This is a genomic window from Nonomuraea maheshkhaliensis (assembly GCF_039529435.1).
GTDB lineage: Bacteria > Actinomycetota > Actinomycetes > Streptosporangiales > Streptosporangiaceae > Nonomuraea > Nonomuraea maheshkhaliensis.
On record NZ_BAAAMU010000119.1, the window covers coordinates 11,033 to 32,068 of the forward strand.

18 protein-coding genes are annotated in these 21,036 nt (G+C 69.3%); 14 read left to right on the forward strand and 4 right to left on the reverse strand.

Annotated features, from left to right (window positions below; translation table 11 throughout):
- Nucleotides 1–54: 54 nt before the first annotated feature.
- The 14 genes from ABFX54_RS45285 to ABFX54_RS45350 all read left to right on the forward strand — a co-directional run bounded on the left by ABFX54_RS45285 (nucleotide 55) and on the right by ABFX54_RS45350 (nucleotide 15,490).
- Nucleotides 55–1,560, forward strand: a complete 1,506-nt coding sequence (locus tag ABFX54_RS45285) for an MFS transporter (protein ID WP_346113200.1) — start codon at nucleotides 55–57, stop codon at nucleotides 1,558–1,560.
- Nucleotides 1,557–1,790 (forward strand): hypothetical protein, encoded by a 234-nt coding sequence (locus tag ABFX54_RS45290; RefSeq protein ID WP_346113201.1) that lies wholly within the window; start codon nucleotides 1,557–1,559, stop codon nucleotides 1,788–1,790. The genes ABFX54_RS45285 and ABFX54_RS45290 overlap by 4 nt, the downstream gene beginning before the upstream one ends.
- Nucleotides 1,787–3,367 (forward strand): thiamine pyrophosphate-binding protein, encoded by a 1,581-nt coding sequence (locus tag ABFX54_RS45295; protein ID WP_346113202.1) that lies wholly within the window; start codon nucleotides 1,787–1,789, stop codon nucleotides 3,365–3,367. Before ABFX54_RS45290 ends, ABFX54_RS45295 begins: the two co-directional genes overlap by 4 nt.
- Before the next feature lie 122 nt (nucleotides 3,368–3,489).
- Nucleotides 3,490–3,675 (forward strand): tautomerase family protein, encoded by a 186-nt coding sequence (locus ABFX54_RS45300; RefSeq protein ID WP_346113203.1) that lies wholly within the window; start codon nucleotides 3,490–3,492, stop codon nucleotides 3,673–3,675.
- Nucleotides 3,675–3,983, forward strand: a complete 309-nt coding sequence (locus ABFX54_RS45305; protein ID WP_346113204.1) for a hypothetical protein — start codon at nucleotides 3,675–3,677, stop codon at nucleotides 3,981–3,983. The genes ABFX54_RS45300 and ABFX54_RS45305 overlap by 1 nt, the downstream gene beginning before the upstream one ends.
- Complete coding sequence (locus ABFX54_RS45310; RefSeq protein WP_346113206.1) at nucleotides 3,980–4,750, forward strand: maleate cis-trans isomerase family protein; 771 nt, start codon at nucleotides 3,980–3,982, stop codon at nucleotides 4,748–4,750. Before ABFX54_RS45305 ends, ABFX54_RS45310 begins: the two co-directional genes overlap by 4 nt.
- Nucleotides 4,747–5,952, forward strand: a complete 1,206-nt coding sequence (locus ABFX54_RS45315) for an FAD-dependent oxidoreductase (RefSeq protein WP_346113207.1) — start codon at nucleotides 4,747–4,749, stop codon at nucleotides 5,950–5,952. Before ABFX54_RS45310 ends, ABFX54_RS45315 begins: the two co-directional genes overlap by 4 nt.
- A complete protein-coding gene (locus ABFX54_RS45320; RefSeq protein WP_346113208.1) occupies nucleotides 5,921–6,718 on the forward strand; it encodes an aspartate/glutamate racemase family protein in 798 nt (265 codons plus the stop codon). Before ABFX54_RS45315 ends, ABFX54_RS45320 begins: the two co-directional genes overlap by 32 nt.
- On the forward strand, nucleotides 6,715–7,707 hold the full coding sequence (hemB, locus tag ABFX54_RS45325; protein ID WP_346113209.1) for a porphobilinogen synthase: 993 nt from the start codon (nucleotides 6,715–6,717) through the stop codon (nucleotides 7,705–7,707). Before ABFX54_RS45320 ends, hemB begins: the two co-directional genes overlap by 4 nt.
- Before the next feature lie 98 nt (nucleotides 7,708–7,805).
- Nucleotides 7,806–9,095: a hypothetical protein gene (locus ABFX54_RS45330; protein ID WP_346113210.1), complete on the forward strand. Its 1,290-nt coding sequence runs from the start codon at nucleotides 7,806–7,808 to the stop codon at nucleotides 9,093–9,095.
- A 73-nt stretch (nucleotides 9,096–9,168) separates the two neighbouring features.
- Nucleotides 9,169–10,848 carry an RNA polymerase sigma factor gene (locus ABFX54_RS45335; RefSeq protein WP_346113211.1) on the forward strand — a complete coding sequence of 560 codons (1,680 nt, stop codon included), beginning with the start codon at nucleotides 9,169–9,171 and terminating at the stop codon, nucleotides 10,846–10,848.
- Nucleotides 10,849–10,880: 32 nt separating this feature from the next.
- A complete protein-coding gene (locus ABFX54_RS45340; protein ID WP_346113212.1) occupies nucleotides 10,881–12,512 on the forward strand; it encodes a hypothetical protein in 1,632 nt (543 codons plus the stop codon).
- Between the two features lie 748 nt (nucleotides 12,513–13,260).
- A complete protein-coding gene (locus ABFX54_RS45345; protein WP_346113213.1) occupies nucleotides 13,261–14,955 on the forward strand; it encodes a type IV secretory system conjugative DNA transfer family protein in 1,695 nt (564 codons plus the stop codon).
- Nucleotides 14,956–14,962: 7 nt separating this feature from the next.
- Nucleotides 14,963–15,490, forward strand: coding sequence for a hypothetical protein (locus ABFX54_RS45350; protein ID WP_346113214.1), 528 nt, complete (start codon nucleotides 14,963–14,965; stop codon nucleotides 15,488–15,490).
- A 180-nt stretch (nucleotides 15,491–15,670) separates the two neighbouring features.
- Here the strand turns inward: ABFX54_RS45350 and ABFX54_RS45355 are convergent, their stop codons facing one another.
- The 4 genes from ABFX54_RS45355 to ABFX54_RS45370 form a co-directional block, all read right to left on the reverse strand.
- A complete protein-coding gene (locus tag ABFX54_RS45355) occupies nucleotides 15,671–16,123 on the reverse strand; it encodes a hypothetical protein (RefSeq protein WP_346113215.1) in 453 nt (150 codons plus the stop codon).
- The gene (locus ABFX54_RS45360; protein ID WP_346113216.1) at nucleotides 16,120–16,737 is read right to left on the reverse strand and encodes a transposase; all 618 of its coding nucleotides are present in this window, start codon (nucleotides 16,735–16,737) and stop codon (nucleotides 16,120–16,122) included. Before ABFX54_RS45360 ends, ABFX54_RS45355 begins: the two co-directional genes overlap by 4 nt.
- A 112-nt stretch (nucleotides 16,738–16,849) precedes the next feature.
- Nucleotides 16,850–18,304 carry a group II intron reverse transcriptase/maturase gene (ltrA, locus tag ABFX54_RS45365; protein ID WP_346113217.1) on the reverse strand — a complete coding sequence of 485 codons (1,455 nt, stop codon included), beginning with the start codon at nucleotides 18,302–18,304 and terminating at the stop codon, nucleotides 16,850–16,852.
- Between the two features lie 499 nt (nucleotides 18,305–18,803).
- Nucleotides 18,804–19,127 (reverse strand): transposase, encoded by a 324-nt coding sequence (locus ABFX54_RS45370; RefSeq protein WP_428834643.1) that lies wholly within the window; start codon nucleotides 19,125–19,127, stop codon nucleotides 18,804–18,806.
- Nucleotides 19,128–21,036: the final 1,909 nt, after the last annotated feature.

Consider the following 21,036-nt stretch of genomic DNA (forward strand, 5'->3'; position numbering starts at 1 on the left):
CCATCCTCTCAACGGCGAGTGAAGTGGGTGTGCGCCACAGTGGCCGGGCTGGTGATGGCTGACACTCTGGCCTCCACGCTGCTTCTGCCGATGCTCGGCCACGATCCCATCGCCAAGGGCGTTCCGGTGGCGCACGTCAGCCTGCTGACCACCGCCTACCTCGCAGCCATCGCCGCCTTGCTGATTCCAGCGGGACGTCTCGCGGACCGGTTCGGGCGGCGCGCCGTCCTGGCCGTCGGTCTGGCCGCGTTCGCGGTCGGCGCGCTCACCATGGCGTTCGGCTCCACGTGGGCTCTGCTGCTTGCCGGGCGACTGGCCCAGGGGGTTGGAGCGGCGCTCATGCTGCCATCCGCCCTCGGGCTGCTCCTGGGAGGTGTCGGCGAACAACAGTCCCGTGGCGCTGTGGCGCTCTGGGGCGCTGCCACCGGCATTGGCGGGCTGACCATGCAGGCCGTCGGCGGAGTGATGCTGGAGGAGTTCGGCTGGCGGATGCTGTGCCTGCCCATCGGCATGACGGCTTTGGCCATGCTTCTGCTGGTTCCGCTCCTGCCGCGCTCGCGGGCCGAGCACCGGGTAGGCCTGGACCTCATCGGTATGGCGCTCATGGCGTCCGCCGTCGCCGCCCTCGTGCTGGTCATCACCTGTGGCAGCAGCTGGGGATGGACCTCGCCTTCCACTGCGGTCGCGGTCGCCGTATCGCTCGCCGGGGCCGGACTCATGGCATCCCGTTCCCGCCGGCGCCCGGGCAGCGTGCTCGACGGGCCGCTCTGGCGGTGTCGCGATTTCGGGTGGGGCGCATGGTCATCACTGCTGTACGGACTCGTCGCCTTCACCATCCTTGTGCTGGGCCCGATGGTGCTGCGCGAGGCCGGGATGAGCCCGTCCGGAGCGGGCCTCGTACTGGCGCCCATGTCAGCAGCGGTCACCCTGATCAGCCCCCTCGCGGCGTGGTTGACCCGTCGCCTCGGCACCTCTTGGGCCGTGTACGCGGGCGCCCTGCTCAGTGCGATCGGTTGCCTGGCACTCGTCATCTCCGGCATGTCGCCACTCGGCGGCATGGCGGCCCTGGTCATCATGGGCGCCGGGTTCGGCATCCTGACCACGGCCGCGACGATCTCGGGGACGCTCGCCGTGGACCCCCACCGCTATGGCGAAGCGGTCGGCACGATCACGACCGCGCGCATCCTCGGCGCGGCCATCGGGCCGGCCATCGCGCTCGCCTACCTGACGAACGCCACCACGCCCTCGGCCAATCGCCCGTACGAGGTGCTCCTCGCGTGTATGACGACGATCGTCCTGCTGGCCGGTTGCGCGCTGGCCCGAGCGGTCCGGCAGAACCACGCCGGAAAGAGCGCGAACAAGGACACCGACCTGGCGGTCGCAACGGCACGACCGGAGGACATCGCCCTGCTGCGAGAGGCGCTCCTGCGGCAACGCGCGCGCTTCGAGGCCATGGCCAGTGCCGCAGAGGACGAACTGGCCGTACTGACAGATCCCCGTCGCGTCCGCTCCACCACGTCGGACGCGCGGACGAGCCTGCCCCTGGGAGGACCCGCATGACCGCCAGTTCACAATTGCCTGCTCTCGCGCCGAACGGAGACACCTTGATCTCCGGCCAGAGCCGGCAGCCGGGGGAGTGGGACGGCCGTATCGACACGGTGCCCTTACTGAGGACGACCGATATCCGCTCGATGGAGCGGATGCGCGCGATTCACGCCTACGCCCGGCAGGGGATCGTGGAGATAGACGCCGCCCTGGCCATGCTCGACCGCGAAACGCCGGCGCCGTGATCGGCGAGCCGGATCACCCTATCGCGGCTCTGGCGTCGGCGCTCGCCGCCGGGGGAGTGCGCACCGTCTTCCGCGTGGCCGGCCGGATGGATGCTCAGCTGGCCATGGCTCTCGCCGGCCATCAGCTGGACTCCGTGACGGCGCGCGATGAGCAGAGCGCCGCCGTCATGGCCGGCGCGTACGTCCGGATCGGCGGGCACCTCGCCGCGCTGGCCCTCGATCACGAAGGAGGCCTGGCCGCCGCATTACCCGGACTGCTTGAGGCCGTGAGGAATCGAACGCCGCTACTCGTGATCGCCTCTCATGGTCCCGACGCCGGCCTGTCGCTGGCCGAGTCGTCCCTGCTCAAGGCGGTAGGCACTCTGGTGGCGGACGTGGGCGGCCCGGACCGGGCGATAAAGCTCGTCACCGAGGCGTCGCGCGCCGCGCGAGCATGTCGCCGCCCAGTGGTGCTCCGGGTTCAAGCGGACAATCGCGGGAGCCCGCATCGCGAAGTACCGGAATTCGACCCGCCATCCGTACCGCTGGCGGACGCCGCGGCGGTCAAGCACCTGGCCGAGCTGCTCACGTCCGCGCGCCGCCCGGTGTTCATCGCCGGACGCGGAGCCGTGCACGCCGCACGGACACTGGCGCGACTGGCCGATCACGCGGGCGCGCTGCTCGCCACCTCGCTGGCAGCCCACGGACTGTACGGCGGTGACGCGTGGAACCTCGGCGTCACCGGCGTGCTGGCCACCCCCGGTGCCGCCGATCTGATGGCGGCGGCAGACGTGGTGATCGGCTGGGGCTGCGCGCTGGACGATTGGACCACGTGGCACGGTTCCCTGATCGCGCCCGAAGCACGCGTGGCGCAGATCGACGTCAACCCCGCCGCGCTCGGCGTACATCGCCGCATCGACCTCGGCATCGCCGGAGACGCGGGCTGGACCGCCGAAGTGGTCCGGCAGGCGCTGCCGCAGCGGCGGACCGGGTATCGCACCAGGCTGGTACGGCAGCAGATCGCCGAACTGAGCAGGTGGACCGACGTCGGCTACGAGCCCGCGCTGGGGCAGGGCGACCGCATCGACCCGCGAACGTTGACGCTGGTCCTGGACGCGATCCTGCCCGCGGAGCGGACCTCGACCGTCGAACCAGGCACCGCGATCGGCTACCCCGTCAGCTACCTGCGAGTGCCGGACGCGCAGGGGTTCTCCCTTGCTCCGGCATGTGGACTCGGCCTGGCCAGTGGAATCGGCGCGGCACTGGCCAGACCGGACCGGCTGTCAGCGACCTCCCTCGACGCCGACGGCCTGCTGGCCGCCGTGGCCGACCTGGAGACCGCGGCGCGGCTGCGCGCACGTCTGCTGGTCGTCGTCTACGACGAGGACGGCGAATCCGACCCCGCCGTCGACCTGCCGCGGATCGCCACAGGGTACGGCTGCGACAGCACCGTCGTCCGCAGCCCGGCGGATCTGACCGCGGTCTCCGAATGGCTGGCCGGGCCAGCTGAGCGTCCGTTGCTGCTGCACGCGAAGATCGCGCGCTGCGCTTGGTGGCTCGCTCCCCGCGAGATGCAGGTACGAGCGGAGGCCCGATGAACCGTTTCTGCCGGCGCCCTCGACGGACACTCCCAGATCGACCTGCTTGTTCACGGTGCCGGTCGCCGCCGCTCAGGCGGCAGAAACTACCCAACCCCCTAAACGAAAGGATTTCTGTGCTCATGCACGTGGAAGTCCGAGCGGACTTCACCAGAGACCAGCAACGCCACTACGTCGCGGCGATCACCGCGGTCACGACAGACCTGCTGGACGTCCGGCCCGAACAGGTCCGCGTGACGCTCAGGGAGATGAGCCCCGCCGAACGGGCACGCGCCGAAAGGCACCACCTGATGTGGACGGGCTGCTGATGACGATCTCGATCTCGCCACGACCAGGACATGAGCGAGTCGCCGCGGTGGTCGACGGGATGCGCAACCGGACCGAGCAGATCCGTGACGCTGAGCTGGCCCGCCTCCTGACGCGGGTCCCGCAGCTGAGTCCGCTGGCGCGCGCGGCCGTGGCCACCTGCATCGACCGCGTCGTGGACACGCTGCTGCAACCTGCACTCACCCGAGTGACCGTGCGATCCGAGTCCACTGACACCTCACATCGTGCCGAGACCTTGTCCATGCTGTTCGCCCTCGAACCCGACTCCGCCGGGCGGTGCCGCCGATGATCGCGGAAACGAAGGGACAGGCCCCGGGCGAGGAGGCGCTGGCCCCGCACGGACGGGTGGGCCTGCTGGTGCCCCCTGCCAACCCGGTGGCAGAACCGGAGACGACGTACCTGCTCAACGCGTTCCGCACTGTGCACACCGCCCGCTTCCCGGTGGTACGCGGGCAGCTCCCGATGCGGCTGAAGGCTTACAACCGCGTCCTTCCCGACTTCATCGGCTCGTTCGGCGGGCTGTCACTGGACGCCGTGGTGGTGGGCTGCAGTGGCTCGCGCTATCTGATGAGGCCGGACGAAGACGGGCTGTCGTGCCAGGCGTTGAGTAAACGCTGGGGGATGCCGGTCGCCACGGCCACGTTCGCCACCCGGCGGGTTCTGGAACGACTGAGACCTCGTGAGCTGGTGCTCGTCTCTCCGTACGAGCCGTGGCTGACCGAACTGGCCCGCCGGTTCTGGCGCAGGGCCGGCTGGGTCGTGCGGGTGGTGCCGATCCAGGCGGCGGGCAGGTTCGCGCCGTACGAGGTCGACGCCCGTGAACTCGTGGACCAGGTCGAGCGCGCTCGCCCGGCCGGAGACGCGGTCCTGCTGTGTACGGGCACCGGCATGGCCACCCTGGCAGCGCTGCCGCCGCTCGCCGCCGGCAATGACCGGGTGCTGCTCACCTCGAACCTGTGCGGCGCGTGGTGGGCCCTGAGCCAGACCGGCGGCGCAGCCGGTGACGACCTTCCCTGGGCGCTGCGGCGCCTGGCGAGTCAAGGACTCGCACCATGAGCCGGCGCGATCCGCGCGTCGTCGTGGTCGGCGCCGGCCCGGCGGGACTGACCGCCGCACTCGTCCTGGCCCGCGCGGGGGTCGCCGTGACGGTGATGGAACGCCAGTCCGCGCTCGTCTCACGGTCGCGGGCCGCGACCTTCCACCCGGCCACATTGGATCTACTCGCCCGGCTCGGGACGTCCGAGGAGCTCGTCGCCGCCGGAACCCTGGTCGACCGGCTGCAGTGGCGGAGCCGCCGCGGTGTCCTGGCCGAGATGGACATGGGCCTGCTGAACGGATTGACCCGGCATCCGTTCCGGCTGCATGCCGAGCAGACGACGCTGCTGGAACTCCTGGCGGACCGGCTTAGGCGACACCGCCACGCCCGCCTGCGGCTGGCCGCCCCGGTGGACGTGATCAGCGACCACGGGCGCGAACTGCGGGTCCGCGCGGGCGGGCAGTGGGAGGCGGCCGACTACGTCATCGCGGCCGACGGCGCGCACAGCACCGTACGCACCGCGCTCGCCGTTCCGTTCACGACGATCCCGTACGCGACGCACGCACTGCGGATCTTCACCGACACACCGCTACAGGAGCTGGTGCCCGGGCTGGCCCCACTGACCTACGTTCGTGATCGCGACGTGTCCTGCAGCCTGCTCCGGCTGCCGGACCACTGGCGCCTCGTGTTCCGCGTGCCCGCCGACGCCGACACGTCCCCTTCGGCGATCTCGGCGCTGGTCCGGCAAACGTTAGGTGGAAGCGAATCGCGGATCGTGGACGCCCACACCTTCCGGCTGGCGCGGGGAGTCGTCCCGGCGTTTCGGCATGGACGTGTGCTGTTCGTCGGAGACGCCGCTCACGTGACCACCACCGCGGGCGGGCTGAACATGAACGCCGGCATCCAAGAGGCCGCCGAACTCGGCGACGTTCTGGCCGCCGTCCTCGGCGACGGCGCGCCCGAGGCGGCGTTGGACGCGTGGGCAGCGCGACGTCGCCGCATCATCCTGGAGGCCGTCATCCCCCGTGCCGAGGCCCGGGTGACCGGCGTCCAGGACGGTGACCGGCGTCGGCTTCGCCACGCCATCACCAGATTGTGCTCCATCGCCGCCGATCCGGCGGCCGCGCGGGCCTACCTCGCCGAGGCCTCGCTGCTCGACACCCCTTACCAACCGAACGAAGGACGTTCTGATGCGCATCTGGCTGCAGAAGCACACCGTTGAGGGCCGATCGGCGCTGCTCGACCAGCTCTACGCCGAGCACGTGACCGCGGTCGCCGGACCCGAGACCACGGTCGAGATTCATACGCTCCCGCCCCAGACGTACAACGCCCCACTGCCCGAGCACCTGGTCGGCTACGCGGAGATCGGTCAGCTGTTCGCCGACCATTTCGCCGCGACCGCGGTCGCCGCCGAACGCGACGGGTGCGATGCCTGGATCAGCGCGGCAGGTCAGGACCCCGGAGTCGAGGCCGCCCGCCTGAGAACGGGCATCCCGGTCATCGGATACGGGCAGGCCACCTGGCAGCTCGCCCGCGACAGCGGCGCCGCGCTGGGAGTGCTCGGTTTCATCCCCGAGCTGGCCGAGCCGATCACGGCCAACATCCGCGCCGCAGGGGCACGTCTCGCCTCGTACCAGGTGATCCCTGACGGCCCGGCGCTGGTCGAGCGGGCTCTGGCGGAGGATGTCGCTCCGCTGGTGGAGGCCTATACCGCCGCCGCGATCCGGGCCGGCTCCTGCGGCGCGCGCTGGCTGGTCCCGGCCGAGGGCATCCCGAACGAGATCCTGGTCCACCTCCAGATCCGCGAACTCGCCGGCCTGCCCCTGATCGATCCCGGTGGGCTGGCCATCGCCACCGCCGAGCACGAGTGCCGGCTGCGCGCGCAAGGCATCATCCCTCGCGCGGAGACCGGGTATCGGCGGCGAGCCCCGGGCAGCCTGGTCGCGCACGTCGAGAAGGCACTCGGCATGAGCGGGGTGGACTGGTGACGGGGCCGCTCGTGCACCGGCCCCGCCGGTTGCGGCGTACCCCTCAGCTGCGTCGGCTGGTGGCGGCCACCCACCTGCACGCCGGCAACCTGATCCAGCCGCTGTTCGTCGGTGAAGGCCTGGCCGAGCCGATCCCGATCCCGTCCATGCCGGGCGTGGTCCGGCACACGCGCGACACGCTCCGCAAGGCCGCCGTGGCGGCGGCCTACGCTGGAGTCGGCGGCGTCATGATCTTCGGAGTCCCCGCCCCGGACCGCAAGGACGCCACCGGTAGCCAGGCATGGGTCGAGGACGGCATCGCCCAGCAGGCGATCGCCGACGTCGTGGCCGAAGTCGGCGACGAGATGGTGATCATCGGAGACGTCAACCTGGACGAGGCCACCGAGCACGGCCACGTCGGAGTCATCGGAGCGGACGGCGACGTGGACAACGACGCCACTCTCGAACTCCACGCCAGAGTCGCCGTCGCACAGGCGCAGGCCGGCGCGCACATGGTGGCTCCCAGCGGCATGATGGACGGCCAGGTCGCCGCCATCCGCCGCGCGCTCGACGAGTCGGGACACGCCGGTACACCCATCCTGGCCTACTCCGCCAAGTACGCCTCCGCGTTCTACGGACCCTTCCGAGAAGCGGTCGAATCATCCCTCGGCAGCGGTGATCGAGCCACCCACCAGCAGGACCCGGCTGGATCCGTGGCCGAGGCGCTGCGGGAGGTCCGCCTGGACCTCGCCCAGGGCGCCGACGCGGTCATGGTCAAGCCTGCGCTGCCCTACCTCGACATCATCCGTGCTGTCCGCGACGAGGCGGACGTACCCGTGGCGGCGTATCAGACCAGCGGCGAGTACGCGGCGATCGAAGCCGCCGCCGCGCACGGCTGGATCGACCACGGCCAGGCGGTACAGGAAACCCTGCTCGCGATCCGCAGAGCCGGCGCCGACATCGTCGTCACCTACTGGGCCACGGCTGTCGCCAACCGGCTACGCCCCTAACAGACCGAAGGGACCACCTTCGTGCTGTCCTTCCCACGCCCGCGAGACGACGAACCACCGCCGTCGACCATGGACGACCCGCTCCAGGAGCACCCTCAATGAGTCATCTGTACCTCCTTCAGCAAGCCCCACCCCCGATCGCACCCGGGCTGCGGCGCATCGAGCTCACCGACGGTCCGGCGCGTCCGCTCGGTCCTGGCTGGTGGCATGTGCCCGATCCGGCGCGGGGTCTGCGGCCGCTGCGGCGCACCGCGCACCGGGCCGTCCTGCGGCTGCGTCGCACTCTGGGCGGGCTGTGGGGCACCGGCCCCGACTTGCCGGAGACAGCCTCCGATGTGCTGTGTCAGTGCGATACCCGGCCCGGCCACACCGGCATCGCGGCCTACGGCGGCGTCCGTCTGGACGGTAGCGACCATTACGTGCACGCCATGGGCAGCATGCCGCCCGCTGGTGTGCGAGATCCGGCACGGCTTCAGCTGATCAGCGGCGTGTGCCTGTTCAGCTCACAGGCGGCTCGGCTCGTCGTGGGCGGCCGTCGCAAGGTATCGATCGCCCGGCTGCGGCGCGAGCCGTTGACCGAGTGCGCGACCCGCCTGGACCTGGTGCCGCATCTCACCCTGTACGAGCAGGACAGCAGCCTGCGGCTGGCGTGTGCGGCCGCGAGTGTGGCCGCGCGCGTTCCCTCGGAGGTGGAGGTCACGCAGTTGTTCGCGGTGCCCCGGGCGGCCACCATGCTTCTTCTCCACCGGCACGCCGAGCGCGGGCAGGTGCCGCCAGACGTGTTCGCCGCGTGGTGCGAAGCGGTCGCCGATCGCCACGATCAGGTTCAGGGACTGCTGCGCGCCCGCTGGCAGGCCGCGTGGGCGACCACGGGCACGCACCGCCCGATCACCGTAGAGGACGTCGACGAGCTCCAGCAGGTGGAAGACTGCCTGCGCACGGCACTGGCTCAGGGGCGAATCCCGGCCGTTCAGGAACTGGCCGACGTCGCCGGGGCGCAAGACGCGCTGTGGCGTCATCTGATCACGCTCAGCCCGCCCGCCACCGCGCTCGATCTGGCACACCTCAGCTACGTGGCCACCTACCTACGTCATCCAGGTGTGACGCTGGCGGTGGAGAACATCCAGGAACGCAAGATCTACCGGCATGCGGCGCTGCTCCGTGCGCGGCTGCAGAAGCTGACCGGCGACCCCGTTCCGGTTTTGACGGGGCTGTATCCGCTGGGCCGTGCCTGGATACGCACGCTGACCGGGGACCTGCAGCACAACCTGTTCAGCGCCGATCCCGGCCAGGAAGGCATCGACGAGGGCCGCCGCCGGGTGTACCTGCCTGACCTGGCCGCCCGTCTGTATCCCGCCGCCGCCAGTGACCTGGTAGCGCACCAGTGAGCGCCGTTGACATCCGGCTCCACCGTGCCGGAGGCGACGAATAGGACGAGCCGTTCTCTCGAAAGGACCTGACATGCCGAACACCGAGACGTTCATCATGGACGAACTGCTCCGAGAGCACGGCTCGGTCTTGTACGACTACTGCCGTACAGAACTGTCACCCGCCGACGCCGAGTTGGCCGCGTGCGGCGCGCTGCTGAGCGCCATCCACCACGCCGACCAGCCGCGCGAGGACGACCAATCACGTGCCTGGCTGTACGCCCTGGCCAGAGCTCACCGCACGGCCCAGGCCAGGGCCAACCCGGCCAGCGTCGGATCATGGACACGGCCCGACAGCACCGCCGACCCGCTGTCGGCCGAGGCACTCATGGCACTGCCCGGCCCGCACCGGGAGGTACTGGACCTGACCGTCCGGCACCATCTGACCCACCCGGAGATCGCCCTGATCTTCGACGTCGGCGCCGTCGAGATCGAACGCCTGGCTACCGCCGCGGCCGACCAGCTGGAGACCTGGGTCGCCGCTGTGACCGCCGCACGCAGCGATGGCTGCTCGGAGCTGGGCGGCCAGGTGAGCGAAGCTGCCGACGCACCGGCCCGGCGCCGCCGCGCCCGGATCAGCCGGCACATCAGCCAGTGCCCGACCTGCCAGAACGCCCCCCGCACCACCACCGCCGGCGAACTTCTCGATCACCTACCGATCACGGCCACACCCGCCACCATGACAAGCCGCCTGGCCGACGTCGAACCGCTCACCCCGCAGGAGGGCTGGCGCGCCGATGGCTTCCCACCGCAGACACACGCGTTGGCCGAGACGTTGGCCGACCTGCCCAGTCCCGCCCTCACCTCGAACTCGCCCCCCGCATCCGAGGATGAGTTCCGAGCATGGGAACGGCACAGCGAGGACTTCTGGGCCCGCCGTGAGGACGAGTCCGACCCGGAAGCGCGTCTGTCGTTACGACCGTTCCTGCCCGCGATACGCGTCAGCGTGCTCATCGCCGGTGCGGTGGCCTGCGTACTCGGGGCAGGCGCGGGCTGGTCCGCCCTGCAACCCGAGCGGCCCTCGCCAACGGTGCCCGTGGCAGCCCCGGCGACGATCACTCTGGTGCCCAGCGACGCACCGCCGAACGCCCTGCTCGACGAACCACCTACCGTCCCGCCGCCTTCCCGCCGGCCACGCTCGCCGGCACCTTCGAAGAAACGCTCTCCCATGCCCGCTGTCAGGAACCCACCGAGCAAGGCTCCGTCCCAGATCGATCCCGCCGTAGGCGGATCACGTGCTGGCACGAACAGCGGACCGCAGGAGCCGCCGGCCTTGCCCGCCCGGGACCCGACCGCCTCCAGCACCAGACGAACCCTGCCTCGACCGGCACCGCCCACCGCCGACCTGACGCCGGCATCCCTGCATCTGGGGACCGGCCGAAGCGACCGGGTGACCCTGTCGTGCACCGGCACCTGCCACATCACCTCAGGACGGGGTACGAGCGGCATCGTCGTCGACGGCGACCGCATCACCGTCTCCGCCCCCGCCTCAACCCCCGCCTGCGACGACATCACCGAGTCTGGCGCCGCCACCATCTCCTGGACCGGCACCACCACCGGCGACGGCCGAACCAGCGAGGGCACCACTCGCGGCGGCGGCACCCTGACCCTGCCCGTGTCGTGGACCATCGAGGCCGACAAAGGCACCTGGATGCCCACCGGCTCGGTCACCTACACAGGCGACCACGAAGGCCGCTGGTCCAACTGCCCCTGAGGCTGATGCCCACCCTCACTCTGGAGAACGACGTGAGACAGTTTCTCGGCAGCATCACCCGGCGAGAACGACGATTCGCCGCCGCCGGAACCCTGATCACCCTGCTCGTACTCGTACCCGTCGTGGCCGTCGCCGACCCCGGTCTGGTCCCCGGCACCCCGGCGCAGTCCGCCACCGAACAGGCCGTCGACGCCGCGCGCGGCGACTCCTGCCGCGACACGCTGCCCGCCGACACACCCGACTACGTGGTGTGCCGATGGCTCACCCCACCCCAGGACGCGGCGGCGGTGGCCGCGTTCTGGGGAGCCGACGGCGGCGCCAACCTGGAACAGGCCCAGCCGCTCCCCGCCCAATACGTGCGGTGCAACCGCAAGACCGACCTATCGACATCCACCACCTGCAAGGGCGGCACGACCTTCTGCCGGCAGCTGCCGTCGGGCTGGTACCAGTGCACGGACGAGACCAACGGCAAGGTCACCTACGAGCGCTATGTCAACGGCAAGAAGCAGGTCCAGTCCACCCCACCCCCGTCACCCTCCACCACCACATCGAGCACGACGTGGCCCACCTCGTCACCCACACCGAGCAGCCCCGACACGGCCTCGACGCCCCTGCCCACTCCCACGCCCCCCGATGAGACTCTTCCACCGGACGGCAACCCACCCGACGCCGGCACCCCCACGACCGACCCGACGACCCCTTCGGCCTCGGTGCCGACCGTGACCGCCGAACCGACCGCCTCCACCACACCCACAACGCCGGAACCCGGCAACGGGGCGGCGGATGGAGACTTCATCGCGACCGCGAAGAAGGCGCGCCTGCGCATCTGGCTGGAAAGCGACCTCGCCGACGACTACCTCGCCGGCGACACCGCCTTCACCGCCGCCCTCCAGCAACTCGTCACCGACGCCAAACGCACCGACGTGACCGGCGTGAAGTTCGCCGACAACCTTGCCTACACCGGCTTCTCCACCGAACAGCAGGTCATCCGATTCCTCAACCGCGCCACCCAGGCCCTGCGCGCCGCACTGCCCGGCAAACGCCTGGCCATCGGCGTGGTGGTGCCCGAACTCGGCTGCGGCGACTCGCAACCGTGCATCACCGGCCTGCGCAAGCGAGCACCCCTGGTCACCAAACAGCACGTCAACCGCTACCTCAGGGCCGGGGACGTAGACCGCGTGGAGATCGCCGGCGGCCTGTTCGGACGAACCTACCGCCAGTACCAGGTGACCGATCCCAAGACCGGCAAACCCACCTCCATCACCCCAGCCCTGGCCACCCGGGCCCAGTGGATGAGCGTCAAAGCCCTGGAGTGGGACACCCTCGCTCAGATCGGGGTCCGCGAATACGGCCTGGCACACACCGGAGACACCTCGCCCTGGACCATGGCCCAGGCCACCGCGCAGATCGAGGCCCGCATCGGCACCGCGATCGGGCTCGGCGCCTCCACCATCACCCTCTGGGGACACAAAGCCACCGCGGATGGTCAGACCTACCGGCTGCTCAACGCGGGCCTGGCCGACAACCCCACGTGGAACGGCCTGACCGGCCAAGGACTGCGCGGACGCCTCGCCGTCGTCATCGACCCGACCTCCACCGAACGCGGCGCCGCCGACATCGTCCATTACGCCAAAGGCGTGAGCGAGATCTTCATCCTGATCTGACCCGCACCCCGAAACCCTGGCGAGAGGGCACACGCGCCGGATGCGACACGACGATGACCGACCCCCTCCACCCGAACCTCTCGACCCAGAGGAAGGTCCGCGCGGCTTCGCCGACATCGACGGCGGCTACCCGGTCGAGACCGACCTCGACGAGCCCCACCCAGCCGACAGCACGCCACCGCCGGCCTCACCGGTGAGCGGCCGGCGACTGCACAACCCGCTGCCGACACCACCGCCTCCTCCCGAGGAAGACGAGGACTGGTACGGCCCAGAGCCGGCGCGCGCCAACTGGCGCGTCATCGTGCCGATCGCCGTCCTCATCATCAGCTGCGGCGTCGGCGTCTGGCTGGCCATCCCCGCGTCCGACCCAGCGGCGGCCCCAGCCCCGAACACGCTCACCACACCACGGGCGCTCCCACATCAGGACGCCACCGACCGAGTAACCCCGCGACGCACTCCCTTTCGCCGACCGACCTCCACAGCCAGCCGAACAACACCCTCGCCCCCGCCCGTCTCCCCATCGAGAACCTCGTCAACGCCCCGGCCCACCCGCCCCGCCACCGTGACCATCACCACCAAAGTCACCATCACCTCCAAGGCATCCCACCCGCCCTCCGACCACGGTCCGGAGGAACCTCCCAGCAACGTGCCCCGTACCGTGCCCACCTGCCTGACCTGGAGCGACTGCCATGACGGCCCACCGAAAGGCTGACTCGCCGCCTGATCCGGCTCGCGCGGTGAGGCGCCGATGAGCACCGCACTGCCGGCCGTCGCGGCGCTCCTCTTGGCCGTACTGATCATCGCCGTGTCGTTCGACCGGCTGCGCAACCCACGCCGCCGCCACGGACTGGCCCTGTGGTGGCGGCTACGCTGGCGGCTCTACCCTGGACGCGGCTTCGCCAGGCGACTCGAGCTCCACCGGCACTATGGCCTGCCGGCCGCACGCAAGATCGCCCGCCAAGCCCGCCCCTCCCTACGCGGCTGGTGGGTCCGCCACACCGTCCGCGCCGGTGAGATCGCGCTGTTCCTCGGATGGGCACAGGGCTGGCTGATCCGCTGGCGCACGTACGCCACTCTCGAGGACAACGTCCTGTGCCTGGCCCCGCACAAGGAAGGCAAGACCGGACACCTGGCCGGCTGGGTCATCGACACCCCAGGCGCCGCGATCGTCACCAGCATTCGTGACGACATCGTCGAGCTGACCGCCGGGCTGCGCGCCAAGCGCGGCCGCATCCACCTGTTCAACCCCGAACGCTTCGGCGTGTGGGCGTCGACCGTGCGCTGGTCGCCCGTGGACGGTTGCGACAACCAGGCCACCGCGATCCGCCGCGCCGCCACCATGGTCGCCGCCGCCGAAACCGGCGGTCTGTCCGACCAGGGCTTCTGGACCAACCAGGCAGCCATGACACTCGCCGCCCTGCTGTACGCAGCTGGCCTGGACGACCTGACCTTGGAACACGTCGATGCCTGGACCCTCAACGAGGACCCCACCCCACTTCAGATCCTCACCCGCCATCGCCACAGCTCCGGCCACACCACCGACCGGGCCGCCGCCCTGGTCCGCCGCTACCACAACCTCCACGTACGCACCCGCGACTCCATCTACCTGACTCTGCGCCAGGTCCTGCGCTGCATGGACGACCCGGCCATCGCCCACATGCTCTGCCCGCCCGCGGGGGAGGGGCTGGACCTCGAAGCGCTACTCCGCCGCCGGGAAACCCTCTACCTGATCGCCGGCGACAGCGCCAATCCCGCCACGCCCGTCCTGTTCGCCACCCTGGTAGCCGAGCTACACCACCAGGCACGCCAACTGGCGGCGGGCCGCATCAACCGGCGCATGGACCCGCCCGTCGCCTTCATCCTCGACGAAGCCCCGGAGATCTGCCCGATCACCCAGCTGCCCGGATGGCTGGCCACCGCCGCCGGCTCCGGATTTGTCTTCGTCGTCGCGGGCCAGTCCAGGTCGCAGTTCCAGCAACGTTGGGGAGAACGCGGCGCGACCACGATCTGGAACACCACCAAGGCCAAGATGTTGTTCGGCGCCACCTCCGACCCCGACGACCTGAAGGTGATGTCCGACCTGTGCGGCGAGATCGCCCTCCCATATCGGGAGAAGAGCGTGGACGGCTCCGGCAAGCCCTACTACACCCGCCGCTGGGAAACCGTCCCCGTTCTGCCCCCTGAACAGGCCCGCATGCTGCCCACCTGGCGCGCCCTGGTCGTACGCCGCAACGCCCGCCCCACCATCGTCCGCGCCGAACGCGCCTGGAAACGCGCCGACTACAAACGCTGGAAAGCCAAGGACGGCCACATCCCGCTCCCACCCCAGCCAGCCGAGACACCAGCGAACCCGGCACCCGCCTCCGAAACCCCGCCCGCACTCCCGCCGGCCACTCGAACCCGACCGGCCCGCCCGTGGCATATCAGACGAAACAAGCCCTGACGCTTCCATGCCCGCGCCCACCCCGCCCGACGACACCGGCGCCGAGCAGGCCGCGATCATCGCCGACCTCGCCCTCGAAGTAGAACACCTCGCCCGCACCGTCGCCGGCCTGACAGCCGCACCGACCGGCCGGCCTTCCGTCGGCTCCGACCTTCCACCACCGCCGCGCCCATGGTGCTGGCCCCGGATGCCTCACACCAAGAAGGCCGACCGGCTCGGCGAACTCGGCGACTGGATGACTCAGGTCCTGTTCACGTGGGCCTCTGCCCAGCGCGCCGTCCTGCCGTGCTGGCCCCGCCACTGGGACGTGGTGGAAGAACTGTCGATGCTGTACTGCTGCTGGAAGACCGCCTACCTATGGGAAGGCGCCACCGCCGGCGACGCCGCCGAATACCTCGACCGCTGGCTCCCCAACGCGCTTGCCCGCATCGAGGTCCGCCTGCGCCCCTGCGGCCAGGGCCACCATCCTGACGGCAAACGCCGCGCCGACACCGCAACACTCACACCCGTACAAGATGAACTTCGCTGGCTGTAAGTTGACGACGTCAGGTGGCTGCTTCGGCAGTACTAGCGTGAGCGATGGTCAACGCGCTCATCAACATCACCGACTGTGCCGCGCGGCGGGGTCTCGCTCTTAGAGTGCGTTTCGCGAGCTGATGCCCCTTTCGTCGGCGGAGTCGGCTTAGGCCGCCTGGTCAGAGGCTCGTCATTCGGGCTATGGGCGCGGTTGGGTGAACAATCCCGGTTCAATCTCGACGAGGATGCCGCGGCCGGCCAGGCGTTTGAGCTTGGCGCGAAGGTTCTGGATGCCGTTGCGCGTCAGGGGCAGGTCCAGGGCTACGGCCACGTCACGGGCGCGCAAGGAGCCGCCGGCTTCGCCGAAGACGGTGAGGATCTGCTGGTAGGCAGGGTGATCGGGGACCGTTGGCGGTGCGAGCGGTTCGGCCGGGGCGGGATCTTTCTCAGCCAGGGAGATGAGGGTCTTGCGGGTGATCCGCAGGTGCTCGATCTGTTCGCTGAGTTCGCTCAGACGCGCGGCGAGAGTGTCGATCTCCGCTTGGGTCTGCTCGATCTGGCAGGTCAGCCGGTGCTCGCGGGCGTCGATCCGATCCAGGAGCCAGGTGCCGGGGTCGGCCGGGCGCTCGTCGGGCGGCTTGGGCGCAGTCATGTCCACCGCTCAGGCGGGACCGTGCCACGGGTCAGACGGCGGGACATCACATCGGTCATCGCCCAATAGATCCGTGATGCGGAGCTGGCCGGCAGGTGCTCGTAGTCGCGGACCAGGCGGCGGTGGAACATCAAGATGCCGTACGTCTGCTCGACGACCCATCGTTTGGGCTGGGGGACGAACCCCTTGCCGGCGGGGTTACGCTCGACGATGTCCACATCGATGCCCAGGCCAGCGCCATGCGCGACGACGGCCTGTTTGAATCCCTGGTCGACCAGCGCTTTGGTCACCGTGCCCTCGGTGCCGGCGGTGACCCGGTCGAGCAGCGCGATCCCGGCGGTGTTCTCATGGGCCGAGGCGGCCAGCATGACCACGGCGATGACCAGGCCCAGCACGTCCACGGCCAGGCCGCGTTTCCTGCCCGGCACGCGCTTGGCGGCGTCTTTCCCGGTGGTGGAGGCGGGGACGCCGGCCGCGACGTGGACGCTCTGGGTGTCCAGCACGACCAGGCTCGGGTCGGATAATCGCTTCTTCTTCTCGCGCAGGTGCCAGCGCAGCAGGTCGTGGATGGTCTTGTCGGTGCCGTCGTCGCGCCACTTGTGAAGTCGGCCCAAAGCGCGGTGCCGGTCTTTCGATCGGTCCGCTTCCTTGGGCCGCTTCCCGAACCCGCCGTGCCCATTACTGAGCAACGGGCTCTCCACAAGTCCCGTCGTGGTGGTGCGATCATCATCCCGCGGCCGTCCACGGCGAAGGGATGGCTGCTCCCCGATATCGGTACCGGGTCGTGCTGATCGATCCGGCATGGAGCAGACTAGTCTCCCCGTCGCGGGGCCACCACCCGCCGTCGCAGTAGCGGCGACGAATAGCCTTCCAGTTTGCTTTGCGGTGTTTGCGTCGCAGCCAGGCCATGACCTGCCGCCAGACGACGGAGGCCAGGAAATGAAAGGTCTTGCTGGACACACCCGGCCGGAAGTAGGTGCACCATCCTCGCAGCATCGGGTTGAGCCGGTGCAGCAGGACGGCCAGGGGCTGGTTGGTGTTTGTTCCACGGCACACGTCCTTGATCTTCTGGCAGACGGCGCGCAACGCCTTCTTCGCCGGATAGGTGTAGACGTAGTGCCGCTCCTCGCCTCTCTTTCGATGGCGCTGGATGCGCCAGCCCAGGAAGTCCAGACCCTCGTCAATATGGGTGATCAAGGTCTTCTCCGGGGACAGGCGTAACCCCATCCCGGCGAGTACCTCACTGATCTCCTCCTTAAGAGCTTCCGCGTCCGCTCTGGTACCGGTGACCATGAGACACCAGTCGTCCGCGAAACGGACGAGCCGGAAATTGGGAAGCCCACGGCGGCGACGCGCCTGCCGCTGTGACCTGCTCGTAGCAGGCCCTCCCGGCAGCCGGGCGATGTGCTCGTCCAGCACCGACAGGGCCACGTTGCTGAGCAGCGGAGACAAGATCGATCCTTGCGGAGTGCCGGTGTCGGTTTCCCGCAGCAGGCCGTCCTCAGCCAGGATGCCCGCCTTCAGAAACGCCTTCACCAAGCTCAGGACGCGTTTGTCTCCGACTCGTTCCCGCACCCGTTCCATAAGAGCCGGATGCGAGATCTCATCGAAGCATGCCTTGATATCGCCTTCCACGATCCACTCGTACTTCTTGGACGTGAGAAGGCGCACCTCGGCCACCGCGTCATGGGCTCGGCGATTAGGCCGGAAGCCATACGAGCACGGCAGGAAATCCGTCTCGAAAATGGGCTCCAGCACCAGCTTCAAGGATGCTTGGACCACCCGATCGGCCACGGTCGAGATGCCCAGGCGACGCATCTTGCCGCCCGCCTTGGGGATCATCCGTTCCCGCGCCGGTTCCGGCCAGAAGCTGCGGTCCTTCAACGAGACACGCAGCCGATCGAGGAATTCCTCGACTCCGACCCTCGCTTCGATGTAGAAGGCCGACCGGCCATCCACACCAGCCGAGCGGGCACCCTTGTTGCTCCGCACCCGACCCCACGCCACCAACAAGAACGCGGGATCACAGACGAGGTTGAACAAATCATCAAACCGGCGATGACGATCATCACCAGCCCAACGGTGCAGCTTGGCCTGGATCTCCAGTACCCGGCGCTCGGCCCGGAAAAGGGCATACTCCAGCTCCGGCCCGCCGGTATTCACCAGCGTCACTCCTGGCATTCCAGCCTCCTTGCCGCTGACCTGCTGGCTCCCTTCCCCATGCGCACGCCTTTCGCGTGCCCGGAGTACTACGGAGCCTCCGCCCCGCCTGCGGCCGGCAATCGGCAACGGATCTGCCCGCCTGCCGGGACCGGCTGCCCGGCCAGGGAGGGCGACCACAGACGGTTCCCACGTTCACTGCGTACCGATCGACCAGGTAGGCGCCCAGCTATACCCCGACAGCATCGCCACGGCTACGCCGCAGACCTTCACCATGACCACCTTCACCGGCCCGACAGGCCCGTTCCGGAGGCAGCCCCCGCTTCGCTCCCGAGAGCCGCGTACTGCCCACCGCCCCCTATCCGCCAGGTTTGGGGCGGCACTACTCTTACGGGGCGTCAGCCACTGATTTGCTTGCGCTGCACCTTCTGGTCTCGATTGCCGGACCCGGCCCATCTGGCAGTGCTGAACCGTCCCGGCTTTGTCAGGGCTGCTCCCGCCCTCCCCGGCGTTCCCCGGCTCAGGCTGCCCTCATCTTCGGTAAGGCCGCTGCGACGGCCCCACGGCCAGGGTCTTTCACCCCGACTCGGTAACACAGCGCCTCGTGGCGCACGGAGAAGTAGTAGTACGTCGCGCTCTTGGGCGGCAGGTCATGCGGGAGATAGTCCCATTGCACGCCGGTCCGGCCCTGGTAGCGGATGGCGTTGACGATCTCGCGCAACTCGTAGCCGCCCTGGTGGCCGCTGACGGACGGGTGCGCGGCCTTCCACGCCGTGAGCACCGGCTCGATCAACGCCCACTGCGCGTCGGATAAGTCGCTGGGGTATGGCTTGCGCTCAGTCACTCAACCATCACAGCACGACCGGACCCGCCAACCGGCGGTAACGCTACAAATCCCTACGATCACACTGCGACATCACAGGCATAGACTCGCAAACTGCACTCTTAGGGTGATACCCCCGCGGGGTGTTGGAGCTGTCGAGTTGTTCAGCGCGATGGCCAGCGTTGGCGACTGGTTCGTCCTTCGGCTCGTGAGTCTTGTCGGCGGCCTGGTCGAGCGGTTGTTTCAGCTGGCTGGGAGGTGTTCTGCGGGCGGCTTGGCCGGGAGGTTCCCGGGTCTGCCCCGGAGGGGTGTGCATGGAGGTGGCCAGCGGGTCGTCGGCCGTGGGCGGGGGCGTGGCGCGTTTTGTGGCAGGCGACGTTTCCCGCGTGGCAGGGCTGCCAGCTGGTCGTCGGGTGGGGGCTGTCGTCATCTGGGTGTGCGCGGGCGGCGGGGTGCGTGTGGGCTGACGGGTTCTGGCGGGGGTGGGTTCGGTCGTTCGTCCGGGCGTGGGCCGGGTGCTCGGGCGCGGTGTGTCGGTGGTGGGGGAGGTGCGAGCTGTTGGGACGGAGGCTGTAGGCACGGCAGTGGTGCGGTCTCGGACCAGAGCGGATGCGGGCTGGGCGGCGGCAGGCGGGGCGGCGTCGTCGCTGTCGGGGATGTCGAACGGGTCCAGGGTGGGGGTGCTGCTGGGGATGCCGAGCAGGATGGCGGCGAGGACCAGGTGCATGAGGCCGGCCAGGACAGTAGCGATTCCGAAGGTCCGGGCGCGAAGGGTGGGTCGGTCGTGGGGTGATGGGTCGAGCGGGGTCACGACAGTGGGTGGCGGGTCAGCGCCAAGTGCTGCCTCCGGGATCTTCAGATGAGCCGAATTGATCTAGACATGGGAGGTGGCATGTCGTCAAGAGGGCTGACGCGGTTCCGATTCAGGGGCGTCTACGTCGACGCGGTAGAGGGTGAGTGTGGGGCTCATGACTTCCCTGTTCGATGTCGGGCGGGCTAGCTGCCGTAGACGAGGCGACGGTGCGCGAGGTTGGGGTGGAACCTGGGTGTGCCCCAGGGCAGCACCGGCGCGAGTGCCGAGTGGATCCACAACCGCGTCGGTGTGCTCCTGGAGCGATGCCGTCGCCCGTAGGTACATCCGTCCCTCAGGGAGTGGGTCGACGGAGGCGAAGGCTCGTGTGACGATCAGGTGCTCCATCCCGCCCGTGGCTTGCAGCACGCCCGGGTTGATCACCGTCACCCATGAGTAGCCTCTGACGGTGTCGTCGCTGCGGGGGCACGTGTCGTCTTCGAAGAGGCCGAGTGATCTTTCCAGGGCGCTGGCCGGAGGCTGTGCGTCGTCGGCGACGAAACCGAATTGCGGCGGATGCCGCTCGGCGTGGCGGCGGAGCAGATCGGCACACTTCTCGGGCAGTGAGTCGTCGTCGGCGAAGGCTGATTCACGTACCGGGTCTCAGCCGTGAGGGCCATCTTCTCAGGCGCATCCATAAACCGATGGGGATTTATTTCCAACCTGGGGAATCCCATGCTCCCATCGGCATCCCGCGTCGTCAGAACGAGGGACACCTCTTCCGGTATCTCGAGCCCTGTCGCAGGAAGTCCTGATAGTTGTCCGGTGCCCAGTCATACAACTCGGTCGTCCTGCGTCCACGTCGCAACGACACTATACGCAAAGTCGACAATAATTCGTGTCCTGGCCGACGAACCTGATCCGCCGTCAGGCCGAAGAGCCCTTGGACCAAATGGCCAAGAGCCGCCTCCGTCCTGTCGAACACGAGATCCCGGAACTCGGTCCCCTGATGGGTGTTCGATGATCAGCGAGCACGGCAAAACCGGCGATCATGCCGTTCTCCTCTGCGCAATGGCAATTAAACCGGATAGGTGGGCTGACGGATCGAGCGCTGCCGGAGGCCGGCCGGGAGCCGTTGCT

Bases quoted from the DNA above. Each gene is read 5' to 3' on its own strand.
- ABFX54_RS45285 (WP_346113200.1), top strand. From the start codon at position 55: ATGGCTGACACTCTGGCCTCCACGCTGCTTCTGCCGATGCTCGGCCAC.
- ABFX54_RS45290 (WP_346113201.1), top strand. From the start codon at position 1,557: ATGACCGCCAGTTCACAATTGCCTGCTCTCGCGCCGAACGGAGACACC.
- ABFX54_RS45300 (WP_346113203.1), top strand. From the start codon at position 3,490: ATGCACGTGGAAGTCCGAGCGGACTTCACCAGAGACCAGCAACGCCAC.
- ABFX54_RS45305 (WP_346113204.1), top strand. From the start codon at position 3,675: ATGACGATCTCGATCTCGCCACGACCAGGACATGAGCGAGTCGCCGCG.
- ABFX54_RS45310 (WP_346113206.1), top strand. From the start codon at position 3,980: ATGATCGCGGAAACGAAGGGACAGGCCCCGGGCGAGGAGGCGCTGGCC.
- ABFX54_RS45315 (WP_346113207.1), top strand. From the start codon at position 4,747: ATGAGCCGGCGCGATCCGCGCGTCGTCGTGGTCGGCGCCGGCCCGGCG.
- ABFX54_RS45320 (WP_346113208.1), top strand. From the start codon at position 5,921: ATGCGCATCTGGCTGCAGAAGCACACCGTTGAGGGCCGATCGGCGCTG.
- ABFX54_RS45330 (WP_346113210.1), top strand. From the start codon at position 7,806: ATGAGTCATCTGTACCTCCTTCAGCAAGCCCCACCCCCGATCGCACCC.
- ABFX54_RS45335 (WP_346113211.1), top strand. From the start codon at position 9,169: ATGCCGAACACCGAGACGTTCATCATGGACGAACTGCTCCGAGAGCAC.
- ABFX54_RS45345 (WP_346113213.1), top strand. From the start codon at position 13,261: ATGAGCACCGCACTGCCGGCCGTCGCGGCGCTCCTCTTGGCCGTACTG.
- ABFX54_RS45350 (WP_346113214.1), top strand. From the start codon at position 14,963: ATGCCCGCGCCCACCCCGCCCGACGACACCGGCGCCGAGCAGGCCGCG.
- ABFX54_RS45355 (WP_346113215.1), bottom strand. From the start codon at position 16,123: ATGACTGCGCCCAAGCCGCCCGACGAGCGCCCGGCCGACCCCGGCACC.
- ltrA (WP_346113217.1), bottom strand. From the start codon at position 18,304: ATGCCAGGAGTGACGCTGGTGAATACCGGCGGGCCGGAGCTGGAGTAT.